The following is a 16784-nucleotide window of genomic DNA, read 5'->3' as shown; positions in this document are numbered from 1 at the left end:
CGCCCCGCCCCCTCAGTCCAGCACCGGCAGCAGTTCCGGCAGGTGTCCGTCCGAGGCGGCCGCCGCGCGCTGCCGCTCCTGGGGGACCTCGCCGTAAAGGGTGGTGCGGGGCCTGGCGGGGCGGCCCGCCGCCTCGGCCACCGCGATCAGTTCCTTGACCGACTTGTAGGAGCCGTAACTGGAGCCCGCCATGCGGGAGATGGTCTCCTCCATCAGGGTGCCGCCGAGGTCGTTGGCGCCGGAGCGGAGCATCTCCGCCGCACCCTCGGTGCCCAGTTTGACCCAGCTCGTCTGGATGTTGGGGATGTGCGGGTGGAGCAGGAGGCGGGCCATCGCCATGACCGCGCGGTTGTCGCGGGTCGTCGGGCCGGGGCGGGCGATGCCGGCCAGGTAGACGGGGGCGTTGGTGTGGATGAAGGGCAGGGTCACGAACTCCGTGAAGCCGCCCGTCCGCTGCTGGATGCGGGAGAGCGTGCGGAAGTGGCCGAGCCAGTGCCGGGGCTGGTCCACATGGCCGTACATCATGGTGGAGGAGGAGCGGATGCCCAGTTCGTGGGCCGTGGTGACGACCTCGATCCAGGTGGCCGCGGGCAGCTTGCCCTTCGTCAGGACCCAGCGCACCTCGTCGTCCAGGATCTCGGCGGCCGTGCCGGGAATGGTGTCCAGGCCCGCCTCCTTGGCCGCGATCAGCCATTCGCGGATGGACAGGCCGGTGCGGGTCGCGCCGTTCACCACCTCCATCGGGGAGAAGGCGTGGACGTGCATGCCGGGGACCCGTTCCTTCACGGCCTTCGCGATGTCGAAGTACGCCGTGCCGGGCAGGTCCGGGTGGATGCCGCCCTGCATGCACACCTCGACCGCGCCGACGTCCCAGGCCTGGGCGGCCCGGTCGGCGACCTGGTCCAGGGACAGCGTGTACGCGTCGGCGTCCGTGCGGCGCTGGGCGAAGGCGCAGAAACGGCAGCCGGTGTAACAGACGTTGGTGAAGTTGATGTTGCGGGTGACGATGTACGTGACGTCGTCGCCGACGGCCGCTCTGCGCACGTCGTCGGCGATCCGGCACAGGGCGTCGAGCGCCGGGCCGTCGGCGTGCAGCAGCGCGAGGGCCTCGTCGTCGGTCAGCTTCGTCGGGTCGTCCGCCGCCGTCGCGAGGGCGGCGCGGACGTCCGTGTCGATCCTGGACGGCACCATCCCGGGGGCCGCGGCCTCCTTCAGGGCCGCCCAGTCGCCGTACACCGTGTCGAAGTCGTCGCGGCGGTCGCCGGTACGGCCCTCGGTGTCGATGGTGTGGTGCAGGTCGGTGCGCCCCGAGGACGTGAAGGCCTCCTCGGGCTCCTGCCAGGGCCGGCCCTCGACCACCGCGTCCGGCAGCGCGAGACCGGTCTCCGGGTCCGCGAGCGCCCGTACGTGGGGCAGCAGCCGCGGGTCCAGCCAGGGCTCTCCCCGCCGCACGAACTCCGGGTAGACGCAGAGGCGTTCGCGCAGTTCGAAGCCCGCCTCGGCCGACCGCTCGCGCAGCAGGTCGATCTGCGGCCAGGGCCGCTCCGGGTTGACGTGGTCGATGGTCAGCGGCGAGACCCCGCCCCAGTCGTCGATCCCGGCGCCGATGAGCCGCCCGTACTCACTGTCGACCAGGTTGGGCGGCGCCTGGAGGCAGGCGGCCGGGCCCATGATGTGCCGGGCGACGGCGACGGTGGCGATCAACTCGTCCAACTCCGCGTCCGGCATCCCGCGCATCGCGGTGTCCGGCTTGGCGCGGAAGTTCTGGATGATCAGTTCCTGGATGCCGTGCTGGGCCCGGGAGATCCGGCGCAGCGCGAACAGCGAGTCGGCGCGCTCCTCGTACGTCTCGCCGATGCCGATCAGCAGCCCGCTGGTGAAGGGGACGGAGGAGCGTCCGGCGTCCTCCAGGACCCGCAGCCGCACGGCGGGCTCCTTGTCGGGGGAGCCGAAGTGGGGGCCGCCGGGCTCGGACCACAGACGGGTCGCGGTGGTCTCCAGCATCATGCCCATCGACGGGGCGACCGGCTTCAGCCGCTGGAAGTCGGTCCACGACATCACACCCGGGTTCAGGTGCGGCAGCAGGCCCGTCTCCTCCAGGATGCGGATCGAGACGGCCCGTACGTAGGCGATCGTGTCGTCGTAGCCGTGCGCGTCCAGCCATTCGCGGGCCTCGGGCCAGCGGTCCTCCGGCTTGTCGCCGAGGGTGATCAGGGCTTCCTTGCAGCCGAGTTCGGCCCCCCGGCGGGCGATGTCGAGGACCTCGTCCGGGGACATGAACATCCCGTGGCCGGCCCGGCGCAGCTTGCCGGGGACGGTGACGAAGGTGCAGTAGTGGCACTTGTCCCGGCACAGCCGGGTCAGCGGGATGAAGACGCTCTTGGAGTACGTGATGACGCCGGGCCGGCCGGCCGCGTCCAGGCCCGCGTCCCGCACCCGCGCGGCGGAGGCGGCCAGGTCGTCCAGGTCCGCGCCGCGCGCCTGGAGCAGCACCGCGGCCTCGGTCACGTCGAGCGCGACGCCGTCCCGCGCGCGCCGCAGCGCTCGCCGCATGGAGTTCGCCGTCGGCCCGGATCCGGGAGTCGCGCCCGTCGCGGAGGTCGTCATCCTTCGAGCATACGGTCGAGGTCACCGGGGACAGCGGGACGCGAGGCATTCCGGCCGCACGGCATCTGTCGGTCTCCCCGCAAGCCGTCGATTCCCCTGGTGTGCACTCTCGTTCACTGCCCGCTCGCACAGTGGTCCGTGGCACTTCGCATCACTCATGTCACTGTCACGCCCGACTCCAGGGGAGCAGCAGTATGTGCGAGGACGACCACGGCATCGGCAGACGCGCGCTGTTCGTGACGGGAGCGGCGGCCGCGCTTACGTTGGGGAGCGTGACCTTCCCCAGCGGTGCGCACGCGGAAGCGGCGGACGACCAGGAGACGCGGACGGTACGGGGCACCCTCCCCACCGGCTCCCCCGACTTCGTGTATCTCCCGGTCGAGGTACCGGCCGGGGTCGCGGAGATCAAGGTCTCCTACAGCTACGAGCGGCCCACCGTCCCGGCCGGCACCGCGGGCAACGCCCTGGACATCGGCATCTTCGACGAGCACGGCACGGAGCTGGGCGGCCGGGGCTTCCGGGGCTGGTCGGGCGGCGCGCGCACGGAGTTCTTCATCCGCTCGGACGACGCGACCCCCGGATACGTCCCCGGGCCCATCCGCCCCGGCACCTGGCACATCGCGCTCGGCCCGTACACGGTGGCGCCGCAGGGTCTGGCGTACGAGGTCACGATCACCCTGACGTACGGGAAGCCGGCTCCGGCGCCGGAGCCGGTGTACCCGCCCTCGCGCGCCAGGGGCCGCGGCCGTGCCTGGTACCGCGGCGACTGCCATCTGCACTCCTGGTACTCGGACGGCCGCCGCACGCCCGCGGAGATCGCGGCGCTGGCGCGGGCGGCGGGCCTGGACTTCATCAACTCCTCGGACCACAACACGCATGCCGCGCATCCGCACTGGGCGGACCAGGCCGGCGACGATCTGCTGATCATGCTCGGCGAGGAGGTCACCACCCGCAACGGGCACGTGCTGGCGCTCGGCACGGACCCCGGCACCTTCGTCGACTGGCGCTACCGGGCCCGCGACAACCGCTTCGGCCGGTTCGCGCGCCGGATCCGCGGGGCCGGCGGGCTCGTGGTGCCCGCGCACCCGCACGCCACGTGTGTCGGCTGCGGCTGGAAGTTCGGCTTCGGCGAGGCGGACGCGGTCGAGGTGTGGAACGGCCCGTACACCCCCGACGACGAGGTCGCCCTCGCGGACTGGGACAACATGCTGGTCGCCTCCGTGCGCGGGGGCCACGACTGGCTCCCGGCGATGGGCAACAGCGACGCGCACCGCGACCCCGACCGGGTCGGCTCCCCGCAGACGGTCGTCCTCGCCGACGACCTGACCCGCGAGGCGGTCCAGGAGGGCATCCGCGCGGGCCGCTCCTACGTCGCCGAGTCGAAGCTGGTCTCCCTCTCCTTCTCGGCGTCCGGGGCGAAGGGCGAACACGCGGGCATCGGGGAGCGGTTGAGGGTCGCCCCCGACACCCCGGTCACCGTCCGCCTGGAGGTCACCGGCGCCCCGCGCTGCACGGTCCGCCTCGTCACCGACCAGGGCACCCTGTTCACCAGCGACCCGCTGCCGGTCGCGGGCTCCGGAACGGTCGAGTGGCGTACGACGGCGTCCTACGCGGCGTACGTACGCGCGGAGCTGCGCCACGAGACGGCGGCGGGCCCGGTCCCGGGGGCTTTGGCGGCGTTCACGAACCCGATCTTCCTGGGGGCGTAGCCGAAGGGGAGCGTGAGGGAGACCGTGCTCCCTCACGCCCACCCCTGGCACGCTGAGTTCTCCGGCTCCGCCTCTAGTTCTGGTAGACCTTGTCGGTGCCCGCGCCGCCGGACAGCCTGTCCGTGCCCGCGCCGCCGTGCAGCAGGTCGTTGCCGGTGTTGCCGTAGATCGTGTCGTTGCCGCTGTCGCCGTACAGTTTGTCGTCGCCCCTGCCGCCGTGGACGAAGTCGGCACCGGCGCCGGCGTGGATGACGTCGTTGCCGTCGTCACCGTACAAGTCGTTCTGGTGCCCGGTGGAGGTGCCGGTGAGACTGTCGTTGCCGGGCCCTCCCTGGCACCTGGAGTCGCAGTTGGTGAGCGTGTCGTTGCCCGCGCCGCCGTCCGCGCCCTCGCCGTAGACGCCCCCGCCGCCGTCGAGGCGGTCGTTGCCGTCGCCCCCGAACAAAATGGTGCCGCCGTCGCCCTTGATGACGTCGTTGCCCTTGCCGCCGGAAATCGTGGCCAGCGCGCCGGTGGCGGTCACGGTGTCATTGCCGTCACCGAGGTCGGCGTTGTACTGGTCCATGTCGCCGGTGCCGCCCACGCCGATCACCGCCGTGCACTCGACGACCTTGTGATCGGTCGCCGACGGGTAGGTGCACTTGTCCGTGGAGAAGGTGATGTCGTAATTGTCGCGGAAGGTGATACGGAGGTAGTAGTAATCCTCGGAGCCGGCGTCGGCCTTCTTCGTGGTGACTCTCAGGTTGTTGGTCTGTCCGGCGGCGGCTTTGTACGAGAATGTGCCGTAGGTGGCGCGGGTGAGCGTGGCTGAACTCGCCGTGGCCGCCTGGGCGGTGGTCACCGAGAACAGGCCTCCGCCGAAGGCGAGAGCGAGAGCGGCAGTGGCGGACATTGCCCTTAACGTGCGCATGCGGAAATAACCCTTCGCGGAATCAGTGATGTTCAGGCCCGACGAAGAAGAGCGCCGGTGAATTCGCCGTCATCGCTGCCACCGTCGTCACGGCGGTCAGCGAGCAGGGATCGGTGATCGAGTCGTGCGCCCGCACCTATGTGCGGGGCTGTTGTTGTTCCTGGTCCACACGTTTGGACACCGCACCCCGGACGGGGGTTGTAGCGGAATTCCACTCAGTTCTCGCAGGCGACCTTGATTTCCCTGCCATTAACCGGCCGGACACCGGCCTGCCGCCTTCTCTTCGGTTTATCGGAGATCTGACGAACGGTCGGCGGGACCGGCGCGGTCACCGGGCACCCGTCCCGCCCCCGCACTCCGCCCACAGCAGTTTCCCGCCTCTCGACGCGCCCATCTCGCGCAGGACGGACACGCCCCAGGCGTCGGCGCAGGCGCGTACGAGGTGCAGGCCGCGTCCGTGTTCGGCGTCCGCCGGGGGTACGGAGGTGTGGGGCTGCCCGTACCCGGGCGGGACTCTCGGGTCGGTGTCCCAGACGGCGACCGTCAGCCGGTGCGGCTCCGTCGAGAGGACCTGGAGGGCGTACGGGCCCCGGGTGTGCAGATGGGCGTTGGTGAGCAGTTCGGAGGCCAGGAGCTCGGCGGTGGGGGCGAGTTCGGTGAGGTCGTGCGCGGCGAGGACGGTACGGAGGGTGGCCCGGGCGATACCGGGGGCGCGGGGATCGTGCGGGAGTTGGAGGGTGTAGGCCCACGGCGGCGATACGGTGGCCATCGGAAGTCTCCGATCACGAGAGGGGGGTTGATCTCTTCGTCTCCGGTGCCCAGTGACCTGGCCGCTCCGTCGAGCGGGGTGCTTCTGGGCGAGGGCGCCTGCATACGAAGATACGGCTCCCGCAAATGAAATTTGCGCGAGTTCGAGATGATCCCGCCCGACTTCCCTCGTGTGGGTGACGACTCAACTGGACTTGCACGCCTGAGGAGTTCGAATGACCGCACGGCCTGCCCCTACGGCCCGGCGAATTCGCCTGGCCGTAGAGCTGCGCAAGATGCGCGAGCGCGCGGGCATGACGTCAACCGAGGCGGCGCGCGCCCTCGGGACGAGCCAAGGGCAGCTCTCCAACGTCGAAGTGGCACGGTTCGGTGTGAGCCCGGACCGCATCAGGTCCCTGGCCCGCTTGTACTCGTGCCCCGATCAGGCCTTCGTCGAAGCCTTGACCAAGATGGCGACGGACAAGACGCGAGGCTGGTGGGAGGCGTTCCGCGAGACCCTGCCTTCAGGGCTGCTCGACCTCGCCGAACTGGAATATCACGCCACCGCCGTACGCACCGCGTACACCACGCACATCTCGGGGCTGCTCCAGACCCGCGAGCACGCGCGGGAGATCTTCCGCCATGTGATCCCCGCCCCCACTCCCCCGGAGATCGAACACCGTGTCGCGCACCGCATCATGCGGCAGGACGTCATCTACCGTCCAGACCCGATTTCGTACCGGACCGTCATCCACGAAGCGGCCCTGCGCATCCGTGTAGGCGGACGGGAGGTGACTCGCGCCCAGCTACAGCATCTGCTCTACATGAGCGAGCGGGAGCACATCACCGTGCGGGTGCTTCCCTTCGAGGTCGGAGCGTTTCCGGGGTCGGGCCAGTCCATCAACTACCTGCACGGGCCTGTCCCCCAGCTCGACACAGCACAACTCGACCAGTTCCACGGTCCCGTGCTGCTGGACGCCGAGGCACTCTTGGAGAAGTACCGGAACCTGCTCGACGTCGTCGAGGACGCCTCCCTGAGCCCCGAGAAGTCCCGGGACCTCATACACGCCATCGCCAAGAACCTGTAGAGGAGCCCCCCATGCCCAATCACGACTGGCAGAAGTCGACCTACTGCGCCGAGGGCGAGGCCTGCCTCCATGTCTCCGATACCTGGCAGAAGTCCTCACACTGCCAAGAAGGCGACGCCTGTCTCCATGTTGCCGCCTCCGGCGTTGCAGAAACGGTCCACCTGACCGAGAGCGCCGACCCCGCCCACTCCACACTCTCGACCACCCCGGCCGCCTTCGGTGCCCTTCTCCGCGTGCTCAGGGGTGACGACCGCCGCTGAACCACCGAGGCTTCAGGGCGTGTCCCGGCCACCCGGCGGAAGGGACAGGTCGGCCACGACCGCCGCGTGGTCCGAGGGCCACACCCCGCCGACCGGGGCGTCCCCGGCCCGTCGTACGGACCGGACGTGCCCGAGGCCGCTGGGGCCGGGCGGGCCGACGTGGACGTAGTCGATGCGTGCGGCGGGGCTGTGCGGGCCGACGTGGGCGTTCGCCGGGTCCCAGGTGGCCCGGGGCGCCGTCGGGTCGGCGTACTCCCAGGCGTCGAGGAAGACCTGTCCGGGCACCACGGGGGACGTCTTGTATCCCCCGAACAGCCGGATCTCGTCGGAGTCCGGCCAGGCGTTGAAGTCACCCGTGACGACCGGGGGGAAGTCGGTGCCGCCCCGGTGCGCGGCGACGAACTCCGCGAGGGCGGTGACCTGTTCGCGGCGTACGCCCGAGGCGTGGATGGCCGAGGTGAGGTGGGTGGTGAAGAAGGGCACCTCGTGGGTGGGCGTGGCCAGGCGGGCGTGCAGGGCGAGCCGTCCGTCGTACAGCTCCTCGGGGGCGGGCAGCCGCAGCACCTCCTGCGCCACCACCGGCCAGCGGCTCAGCACGGCGTTGCCGACGTCGACGGTGGGATCCCCGATCCGCCGCTGCCAGCGGTCCGAGGCGTCGGAGGCGGCCCAGGTCCAGTGCATCCCGAGCTCGTCCGCCAGCCATCCGGCGAGATTCTGCCCGCCGCACTCCCACACCTCCTGCAACCCGACCACGTCGGGCCGCAGTTCGCGCAACACGGCCAGAATGGCCTTCTGCCGCTCCTCCCATGGCCCGAACCGCCACCAGAGGTTCCAGGTCACGACCCGCATCCTCAGCCACCTGCTCCCGTCGCGCGACATCGGGGACCATTGAAACAACTCCCTTGTGCCACACACCAGCCCGGACAGGAGACCCACCCACCATGGCCCGCCTCAGCGACCTCAGGTTCCGCACCACGACCGCCTTCCAGCGGCACCTCGTCAACCCGCTCGCGCGCCGGATGCCGTTCCAGACGCTCCTGGAGACCACCGGCCGTGTCTCCGGCCTGCCCCGGCGCACCCCGCTCGGTGGCCGCCGCGTCGGTGACACCTTCTGGCTGGTCTCGGAGTTCGGGGAACGGTCGCAGTACATACGCAACATCCAGGCGGACCCGAGCGTGCGGGTGCGGCTCCGCGGCCGCTGGCACGAGGGCACGGCGCACGTCCTCCCGGACGACGACCCGGTGGCCCGGCTGCGCACCCTGCCCCGGGGCAACAGCGCGGCGGTACGGCTCATCGGCACGGGGCTGCTGACGGTGCGGGTGGATCTGCGGGGGTGAGGTCGCCGGGGGGCGGGCCGAGGGTGAGCCGGCCGGGAGGTGAGCCGGCCGAGGAGTGAGTGCCCGGGGTGAGCCGGCCGGGGTCCCCGCATCCCTGTCGGGCATCCCAGGCTTCCGCGTTTCCGCAGGTCATCATGGGTGGGATGGTTCCACCGTCTCAGGTTGACGGGCTTCTGTTGTCCCGGGCCCCCGAGGAATCCCATGCTGTGGCTGTCGCACCGGCCGAGCAGGTCGTCCGCTCGGCGGCGCCACGACCATCCGGCCCGCCCGTCCACCGGGGACACCCATGTCCGTCGGTCCGGAGTGCCGGCCTCCGGCGCGTGCGACCTCCATACGGATCGGAAGAGGAAACGGGGACACCATGAACACGCCTGCCCGCAGGAACCACATGAGCTCCATGCGCTGGAAGTCCTACGCCCTCGGGGCCGCGGCGGCCGCGGCACTGCTCGCGACCACGGCGTGCGACCCGGGCGCGGCCGAGGGGTCGGGCGGCTCCCAGTCCTCGGCCCAGCCGAGTGCGACGGCTTCGGCGAAGCCGGGCGGCTCTTCGGGCGACGCGAGTGGTGACGGGGCCGGGAGTGGTGGCGGCAGCGCGGGAAGCGGTGGCAGCAGCGCCGGGAGCAGCGCGGGGACCGGAGGCGGCAAGGGCGGCGGCACGGGCAGTGGTGGGGGCAAGAGCAGCGCCGGCGGCACGGGCGGCACGACCACCGGCAGCAGTGGTGGCAGTGGTGGCAGCACCGGCGGTGGCGGCAAGGAGACGATCGCCGCGTGCTCCCAGACGGAGCTCGGGGTGTCCGCCGTGACGGAGCGGGACGCCCGGCACCTCGTCCTCACCGTCCAGAACGCGAGCGACAAGAAGTGCAACCTGTACGGCTACCCGCTCGTGCGGCTCGGCGACGGCCGGACCACGGCCCCCGTGATCAAGGACAGCGACCCGGACCCGGGAAAGCCCGTCACTCTCGACCCGGGCCGGGAGGGGTACGCGGCGCTGCTCGTCAGCGGCCCCATGGACGAGTACGAGGCGAAGAGCATCACCCTCACGCTCCAGGGCAGCAAGGCCGGCAGCACCGTGGGCGGCCCGATCGACGTCCCCATGCCCGTCAAGACGCTGTACGCCAACGACTATCAGCGTGTCACCTACTGGACGACCGCTTCCGGCTACGCCCTGGACTTCATCATGTCGAAGTAGCGAAGCGACGGACCCCGGACGGGACGTCAGTCCGCGTTGGACAGGCGGTCCAGCCACTCGCCGAACAGGGCCGTCTCGGCGGGGGTGAAGGCGGGGCTCGGGTTCCGGCGGAGCTGTGCGCCGAGGCGGGTCGCGGTGGCCGGGACGGCGGAGGCCTCGGACCCGGCCGTCCGCGGCTCGGGGGCGGTCACGTCCGGGGTGAAGACGGAGACGTGCACCGCGTCCCGTACCCGGCGCGACAGGGTCTCGTCCGTGAAGGTCGCCGGCCGGGAGACCAGCATCAGGCAGACGCCGACATTGGCGGACATGATCATCTGCGCGGCGAGTTCGGGGGCGAGCCGCAGCTTGCCCTGTTCGGCGGCGCGGCGCAGGTCGCCGGTGAGGATCCGGTGGGCCTCAAGGGCCGCGGCGGGCGGGGTGCGCATCGCCGGGGAGTGCATCAGCCGGTAGAGGTTCGGGTTCCGCAGGGCGAAGTCGGTGTGACCGTCCCAGCCGTCGCGCAGGTCCTGGACCGGGTCCGTGCCGGGGTGCCGTTCCCGTTTGGCCGCGAGGTAGCGCTCCCAGCCGTGGTCGACGACGGCCGACAGCAGGCCCTCCTTGTCGCCGAAGTGGCGGTAGAGCGCGGGTGCGCCGACTCCGGCGGCCTCGCACACGGCCCGGGTCGAGACGTCGCCGTCCGGGGACCTCGCGACGAGATCGGCGGCCACGGCGAGGATGCGCGCCCGGGTGGTCACCGGGGCCGCGCCGGGGTTCGTGCTGTCGCTCATGGCGGTGATCCTGACATCCTCGGCGCTGCGGGCGGAACGGACGGTGTCAGGCGATGCCGCCGTTGGCGCGCAGGACCTGGCCGTTGACCCAGCGGCCGGAGGGGCCCGCGAGGAAGGCGACGACGGAGGCGATGTCCTCGGGGGTGCCGAGCCGCTCCAGGGGCGGCTGGGCGGCCATCCGCGCGATGGTCTCCTCGTCCTTGCCGTCCAGGAAGAGGGCGGTGGCGGTCGGGCCGGGGGCCACGGCGTTGACGGTGATGTCCCGGCCGCGCATCTCGCGGGCGAGGATCAGGGTCATGGCCTCGACGGCGCCCTTGGTGGCGGCGTACGCGGTGTAGCCGGGGATCGCGAGGGCCAGTACGGAGCTGGAGAAGTTGATGATCGCGCCGCCCGTGCGCAGCCGGCGGGCGGCCTGCTGGTCCACGACGAACGTGCCGCGGATGTTGGTGCGGTGCATGCGGTCCAGGGCGTCGAGGTCGAGGTCGACGAGCGGGGCCAGGGTCATGACACCGGCGGCGTGGACGACGACGTCGACGCCGCCGAAGGTCTTCTCGGCCGTGTCGAAGAGGGCGGCGACCTCCGCCTCCTCGGCGACGTCGGCGCGGAAGGCGACGGCCTGCCCGCCCGCCTCGGCGATCGCCGCGGCCGCCTTGTCGGCCTCGGCGGCGTTGCCCGCGTAGTTCACGACGACGGCGTATCCCTCACGGGCCAGCCGCTCGGCGCACTCACGGCCGATGCCGCGGGACCCCCCGGTGACGACCGCGACGCGCGGGGAGGTGCTCGGCTGCTCACTCATGGCGTTGCTCCTTGTCTCGGCCGGGGTAGCGGCGTTCACCATCCCGATGAGAGCAACGCTAACACTCACACCGTAGCGTCGCTACCCGAGCCGGCCGCCTCCCTCCGTAGCGCCGCTGTCGGAGCCCACCCCTCTCGCCGTAGCGCCGCTACGGGCACCCGCCGCCTCACCCCGGCCACACGATCGCCTGGGTCTCGCTGTACGCGTGCAGGGCGTACGAGCCCACGTCGCGGCCCACTCCGCTCTTCTTGAAGCCGCCGAAGGGGGCCTCCATGTTGCGGCCGACGGTGTTGACGCCGACGCCGCCCGCGCGCAGCCGGCGGGCGACGCGGAAGGCGCGGGCCACGTCCCCGGACCAGACGTAGTCGATCAGGCCGTAGTCGGAGTCGTTGGCCAGGGCGATCGCCTCCTCCTCGTCGTCGAAGGGCAGGACGACGACGACCGGGCCGAAGATCTCCTCACGGACGACCCTCATGTCCGGTGTGCAGTCGGCGAGAAGGGTGGGGGCGACGTAGAAACCGCTGGGGAGGGAGGGGCGTTCGCCGCCCGACACGACCCGTGCGCCCTCCTTGCGGCCGAGTTCGACGTAGGACTCGACGCGGTCGCGGTGGGCCGCCGAGATGACCGGGCCGACCACCGTGCCCCGCTCGCGCGGATCACCCACCTTCAAATGGCCCGCATAGGTGGCCAGTTGACGGACGAGGGCATCGTGCGCGCCGCGCTGCACCAGCACCCGCGTCGGCGCCGTGCAGATCTGCCCGCTGTAGAACGAGAAGGTCGTGCCGATGCCCGACACCGCCGAACCCAGGTCCGCGTCGTCGAAGACGATCGCCGCGCCCTTGCCGCCCAGTTCCATGAGCTGGCGCTTCATGCCGCGCCCGCACACCTCGGCGATCCGCTGCCCGACCGCCGTCGAGCCGGTGAAGCTGACCATGTCGACGTCCTCGGAGTCGACCGCCGCCTCGCCGGACTCCGCCGTCGAACCGCTGACCACGTTGACCACGCCCGGCGGCACACCCGCCGCCTCCAGCGCCTCGGCCATCCGGTACACCGACAGCGGGTCCTGCGGGGCCGGCTTCACCACCACGGTGTTGCCCATCGCCAGCGCGGGGGCGATCTTGCCCGCCGGGTTGGCCCACGGATTGTTGTACGAGGTGATGCAGGTGACCACGCCGACGGGCTGGCGCACGGCCAGCGCGCCCATCACGGCGGCCCCGCCGAACGGGCCCGCCTCGTTGATCTGCGGCGGCAGCGCGCTCTCGACCGGCTCGGGCCGCGCGTAGCGCCGGAACCGGGCCACTCCGACCCCGACCTGCATGCCGCGCGCCGTCCCGGTGGTGGCACCGCTCTCCGCCTGCGCGAGATCGGCGTACGGCACGAAGTTGCGCTGGACGACGTCCGCCGCCCGCGCGAGAACGCCGGCCCGCTCCTCGGCGGGCGTGCGCGACCAGGGCCCGAACGCCTCGCGGGCGGCGGCCGCCGCCGCATGCACCTGGGCCCGGGAGGCCTCGGGCGCGAGCCCGACCACCTGCTCGGTCGCCGGGTCCAGGACCTCGTAGAAGCCGTGCTCGGGCGGCACCCACGCTCCGCCGATGAACAGCCGCTGCCCGGTGCTCCCGGAGGCCGTCACCGGGTGCCCACCGTCCGGGTGTCGCGGCCCGACCGCAGCACCTTGCCCGGCACCGCGCCCGTCACCACGTCGTCCCGGATCGCCTCGACCCCGTTGACCCACACGGCCCGCACCCCGATCGCCCGGGAGTCGAGACGCGGACTGTCACCCGGCAGGTCGTGCACCAGGGTGGCCTTGCCGGCGTCGATCCGCTCCGGGTCGAAGAGCACCAGGTCGGCATGGAATCCCACCTCGACACGTCCGCGTCCGCGCAGCCCGAACAACCGCGCCGGATCGTCCGTCAGCATCTTCACGGCCTGTTCCAAGGAGGCGAGCCCGCGGCCGCGCAGACAGTCGCCGAGGAACCGGGTGGTGTACGGGGCCCCGCACATGCGGTCCAGATGGGCGCCCGCGTCGGAGCCGCCGAGCAGGACGTCCTCGTGCCGCCAGGTCTCGGCGCGCAGCGCCCAGGAGTCCGGGTCGTTGTCGGTGGGCATGGGCCACAGGACCGTACGCAGTTCGTCGGCAGCGCAGATCTCCACCAGGCACGCGAAAGGCTCCTGGCCGCGCTCCGCGGCGATGTCCCGCACCACGCGCCCGGTCAGGCCCTCGTTCGCGGCGCTGTAGGTGTCGCCGATGACGTACCGGCCGAAGTCGGCGAGCCGCCGGAAGACGCCCGCCTCCTTGCTCTTGGCGCGCCGGAGCAGCTCGGCGCGGACCCCGGGGTCGCGGAGCTTCGCGACGCGTTCGGGCACGGGCAGCGCGAGGACCGGTCCCCAGCCGGGGATCAGGTTCAGGGCGCAGAAGGTGCCGAGCGACATGTTCATCGGGGTGAGGATCGGCATGGTGAGCGCGACGACCCGGCCGCCGGACTTGCGGGCGCGTTCGCTCGCCTCCAGCTGGCGCGGGACGCGCTCGGGGACGGCGGCGTCGATCGTCAGGACGTTCCAGTTGAGCGGGCGGCCCGCGGCCGCGCTCATCTCCACGAACAGATCGATCTCGGCGTCGCTGAACTGGTCGAGGCAGCCGGCCGTGATCGCCTCGATCTGGGTGCCCTCGTGCTCGCCCACGGCCCGCGCGAGGGCGAGCAGTTCGGCGGGCCGGGCGTGCCGGGAGGCGACCGGAGCGCCGTCGCCGTCGGAGTGGGTGGAGGACTGGGTGGTGGACAGACCCCAGGCCCCGGCGTCCATGGCCTCGTGGAACAGCCGGAGCATGGCGTCGAGTTGTTCCCCCGTCGGCTGTCCGCCCACCGCGTCGGCGCCCATCACGTACCGGCGCAGCGCGCAGTGGCCCACCATGAAGCCCGCGTTGACCGCGATCCGGCCCTCCAGGGCGTCGAGGTAGTCCCCGAAGGTGTGCCAGTTCCAGGGCGCGCCCTCCTCCAGGGCGACCAGGGACATGCCCTCGACCCTGGACAGCATGCGGCGCGTGTAGTCGGCGTCCTCGGGGCGGTCCGGGTTCAGCGGGGCGAGGGTGAACCCGCAGTTGCCGCCCGCGACGGTGGTGACGCCGTGATTGAGGGACGGGGTCGCGTACGGGTCCCAGAAGAGCTGGGCGTCGTAGTGCGTGTGCGGGTCCACGAAGCCGGGGGCGAGGACGAGCCCGTGCGCGTCCTCGCTGGCCCGGGCCGGCTCGGTGACCGTGCCGATCACGGCGATCCGGCCGCCGCGCAGGCCCACGTCCGCGGTGCGGGCGGGCGCTCCCGTCCCGTCCACGACGGTCGCGCCCTTGATCAGATGGTCGAGCATCGCGGAGGTACCCCCTAGGCGGCTTGGCGGAACCGGGTCGTGCGGTGCACCGGGTCCGTGTCGATCTTCGGAATGACGTGCTCGCCGATCAGCCGGATCGTCTGGAGGGTCTCCTCCTTGGGAACGCCGACGGGCAGCCCGAAGCTGAGCTGGTCGGCACCCGCCTGCTCCCACCGCTTGCACTGGGTGAGCACCTCGTCGGGGTCGCCGCAGATCAGCAGTTCCTCCTCGATGAGGAGCTCGACGAACTCGGGGGTGTACTCGGGGAGGGTCTCGGGCCAGACGGGGAAGCCCTCGGGACGCGGGAAGGTGTCGTGGTAGCGGAAGACGAGGGAGGGCAGGTAGTGCAGCCCGCCGGCGACCGCGATCCGGATCGCCTCGTCGTGGGTGGGCGCGCAGATGGCGGTGGTGGTCACCATCACGTTGTCGTTGACGAAGTCACCGATGGGCTCGGCGTTCACGACGGCCGTCTTGTACTGCTCCAGGACCCACTCCATGTCGGCGACCTTCTGGACGCTGAAGCCGAGCACGCCGAGCCCCTTGCGGGCGGCCATGGCGTACGAGGGCGGCGACCCGGCGGCGTACCACATGGCGGGGTGGGACTTCCCGTACGGCTTGGGCAGGATCTTGCGCGGCGGCAGCGACCAGTGCTTGCCCTGGAAGCCGACGTACTCGTCCTGGAGCCACATCTTCGGGAACTCGGCGATGGTCTCTTCCCAGATCTCCTTCGTGAAGTTCATGTCGGTGATGCCGGGGAGGAAGCCGAGGATCTCGTGCGAGCCGGCGCCACGGCCGGACCCGAACTCGAATCGGTTGCCGCTGAGATGGTCGAGCATGGCGACCTTCTCGGCGACCTTGACCGGGTGGTTGACCTGGGCGAGCGGGTTGAAGATGCCGGAGCCGAGGTGGATGCGGTCGGTGGCGTGCGCGAGGTAGCCGAGGTAGACGTCGTTGGCCGAGAGGTGCGAGTACTCCTCCAGGAAGTGGTGCTCGGAGGCCCAGGCGTACTTGAAGCCGGACTTGTCCGCCTGGATGACGTACTCGGTCTCCTCCATCAGCGCCTTGTGCTCCGCGAGCGGGTCGGTCTCGGCCCGCTTGCCCACGTATCCCTGTACAAAGAGCCCGAATTCCAAGGAGGTTCACCGTCCCCATCCAGTTATCTGACATACCGTCAGATTCATTGAGCCGACTGTTCCACCGCGCGCGGGGACCGTCAATAGCTGACGCGTCGTCAGAGAACGCTCACGCCCGCGAGCCAGCCGCCGTCGATCACGAAGGGCTGCCCGGTGATGTACGAGGAGTCCTCGCCGGTCAGGAACAGGGCCAGCCTGGCCACGTCCTCGGGGCGGCCGATCCGGCCGAGCGGCACGAGCTTGCCGTAGAACGCGTCGAGCGCCTGCGAGGCCTCCTGGCCGTCCGCGCCGCCGGAGAGCTGCGCCGGGTTGCTCATGGCCGTGTCGACCGCGCCCGGGCAGACCGCGTTGACACGGATCCCCTTGTCCGCGAGTTCGAGCGCCGCCACGCGGGTGAGGCCGACGATGGCGTGCTTGGTCGCCGCGTACGCGCCCACGTACGCCATCCCCGTGAGCCCGGTGAAGGAGGACGTGTTCACGATCGTGCCGCCGCCGGCCTCGGCGATCTCGGGCGCGAGCGCCTTGATCCCGAGGAACACCCCGACCTGGTTGACCTGCACGATCTGCATGAACTCGGCCAGCGGGGTGTCGACGAGCGCGTTGAAGCGCAGGATGCCGGCGTTGTTGACCAGCCCGTCGATCCGCCCGTACGCGGCCTTCGCGGAGGCGACCGCCGCCGTCCAGTCCTCCTCCCGGCCCACGTCCAGGTGCACGTAGTGCGCGCCGATCTCCTCGGCGAGTTCCCGGCCCTGGTCGTCGAGCACGTCCGCGACGACCACGCGCGCGCCCTCCGCGGCGAAGATCCGGGCCTCCTGTTCGCCCTGCCCGCGCGCCGCGCCGGTGATGAGGACGACCCGCCCGTCCAGCTTGCCCATGCCATGACT

General features: G+C 71.5%; 15 protein-coding genes. 5 read left to right on the top strand and 10 right to left on the bottom strand.

Annotated elements, in window-relative coordinates; all coding sequences use genetic code 11:
• Positions 1-12 precede the first annotated feature (12 nt).
• Positions 13-2607: a bifunctional FO biosynthesis protein CofGH gene (locus ACIQ7M_RS21470; RefSeq protein ID WP_403646567.1), complete on the bottom strand. Its 2595-nt coding sequence runs from the start codon at positions 2605-2607 to the stop codon at positions 13-15.
• Positions 2608-2801: 194 nt separating this feature from the next.
• On the opposite strand from ACIQ7M_RS21470, the gene ACIQ7M_RS21465 reads away from it, so the two are divergent.
• Positions 2802-4316: a CehA/McbA family metallohydrolase gene (locus ACIQ7M_RS21465; RefSeq protein WP_403646564.1), complete on the top strand. Its 1515-nt coding sequence runs from the start codon at positions 2802-2804 to the stop codon at positions 4314-4316.
• Between the two features lie 73 nt (positions 4317-4389).
• On the opposite strand, the gene ACIQ7M_RS21460 is transcribed toward ACIQ7M_RS21465, so the two are convergent.
• Both ACIQ7M_RS21460 and ACIQ7M_RS21455 read right to left on the bottom strand, forming a co-directional pair.
• On the bottom strand, positions 4390-5208 hold the full coding sequence (locus ACIQ7M_RS21460; RefSeq protein ID WP_403646561.1) for a calcium-binding protein: 819 nt from the start codon (positions 5206-5208) through the stop codon (positions 4390-4392).
• A 346-nt stretch (positions 5209-5554) separates the two neighbouring features.
• On the bottom strand, positions 5555-5995 hold the full coding sequence (locus ACIQ7M_RS21455) for an ATP-binding protein (RefSeq protein ID WP_403646558.1): 441 nt from the start codon (positions 5993-5995) through the stop codon (positions 5555-5557).
• A 214-nt stretch (positions 5996-6209) separates the two neighbouring features.
• Between ACIQ7M_RS21455 and ACIQ7M_RS21450 the strand changes: the two genes are divergently transcribed.
• Together ACIQ7M_RS21450 and ACIQ7M_RS21445 are read left to right on the top strand one after the other, a co-directional pair.
• Positions 6210-7061 carry a helix-turn-helix transcriptional regulator gene (locus ACIQ7M_RS21450; protein ID WP_403646555.1) on the top strand — a complete coding sequence of 284 codons (852 nt, stop codon included), beginning with the start codon at positions 6210-6212 and terminating at the stop codon, positions 7059-7061.
• A gap of 11 nt (positions 7062-7072) precedes the next feature.
• Positions 7073-7321, top strand: coding sequence for a DUF397 domain-containing protein (locus ACIQ7M_RS21445; RefSeq protein WP_403646552.1), 249 nt, complete (start codon positions 7073-7075; stop codon positions 7319-7321).
• Between the two features lie 12 nt (positions 7322-7333).
• Here ACIQ7M_RS21445 and ACIQ7M_RS21440 read toward each other — a convergent pair whose 3' ends face one another.
• Complete coding sequence (locus tag ACIQ7M_RS21440) at positions 7334-8170, bottom strand: endonuclease/exonuclease/phosphatase family protein (protein WP_403646550.1); 837 nt, start codon at positions 8168-8170, stop codon at positions 7334-7336.
• 92 nt (positions 8171-8262) lie between these two features.
• On the opposite strand from ACIQ7M_RS21440, the gene ACIQ7M_RS21435 reads away from it, so the two are divergent.
• Both ACIQ7M_RS21435 and ACIQ7M_RS21430 read left to right on the top strand, forming a co-directional pair.
• Positions 8263-8658, top strand: coding sequence for a nitroreductase/quinone reductase family protein (locus tag ACIQ7M_RS21435; protein WP_403646547.1), 396 nt, complete (start codon positions 8263-8265; stop codon positions 8656-8658).
• Between the two features lie 361 nt (positions 8659-9019).
• Positions 9020-9847, top strand: a complete 828-nt coding sequence (locus tag ACIQ7M_RS21430; RefSeq protein WP_403646545.1) for a DUF4232 domain-containing protein — start codon at positions 9020-9022, stop codon at positions 9845-9847.
• 26 nt (positions 9848-9873) lie between these two features.
• On the opposite strand, the gene ACIQ7M_RS21425 is transcribed toward ACIQ7M_RS21430, so the two are convergent.
• The 6 genes from ACIQ7M_RS21425 to ACIQ7M_RS21400 form a co-directional block, all read right to left on the bottom strand.
• Positions 9874-10614: a TetR/AcrR family transcriptional regulator gene (locus ACIQ7M_RS21425; RefSeq protein WP_403646543.1), complete on the bottom strand. Its 741-nt coding sequence runs from the start codon at positions 10612-10614 to the stop codon at positions 9874-9876.
• 46 nt (positions 10615-10660) lie between these two features.
• Entirely contained in the window at positions 10661-11410 is a 750-nt protein-coding gene (locus ACIQ7M_RS21420) for an SDR family oxidoreductase (protein ID WP_403646540.1), read from the bottom strand.
• Positions 11411-11576: 166 nt separating this feature from the next.
• Positions 11577-13040 carry an aldehyde dehydrogenase family protein gene (locus ACIQ7M_RS21415; protein ID WP_403646538.1) on the bottom strand — a complete coding sequence of 488 codons (1464 nt, stop codon included), beginning with the start codon at positions 13038-13040 and terminating at the stop codon, positions 11577-11579.
• Positions 13037-14767 (bottom strand): amidohydrolase family protein, encoded by a 1731-nt coding sequence (locus ACIQ7M_RS21410; RefSeq protein ID WP_403646535.1) that lies wholly within the window; start codon positions 14765-14767, stop codon positions 13037-13039. The genes ACIQ7M_RS21415 and ACIQ7M_RS21410 overlap by 4 nt, the downstream gene beginning before the upstream one ends.
• Before the next feature lie 14 nt (positions 14768-14781).
• Positions 14782-15900, bottom strand: coding sequence for an LLM class flavin-dependent oxidoreductase (locus ACIQ7M_RS21405; protein ID WP_355759585.1), 1119 nt, complete (start codon positions 15898-15900; stop codon positions 14782-14784).
• Between the two features lie 98 nt (positions 15901-15998).
• A complete protein-coding gene (locus ACIQ7M_RS21400; protein WP_355759587.1) occupies positions 15999-16775 on the bottom strand; it encodes a glucose 1-dehydrogenase in 777 nt (258 codons plus the stop codon).
• Positions 16776-16784: the final 9 nt, after the last annotated feature.

This window comes from Streptomyces sp. NPDC096324, from assembly GCF_044763015.1.
GTDB lineage: Bacteria > Actinomycetota > Actinomycetes > Streptomycetales > Streptomycetaceae > Streptomyces.
Note: the sequence above shows the minus strand (reverse complement) of the source record. Positions and strands in the feature narration are given on the sequence as shown.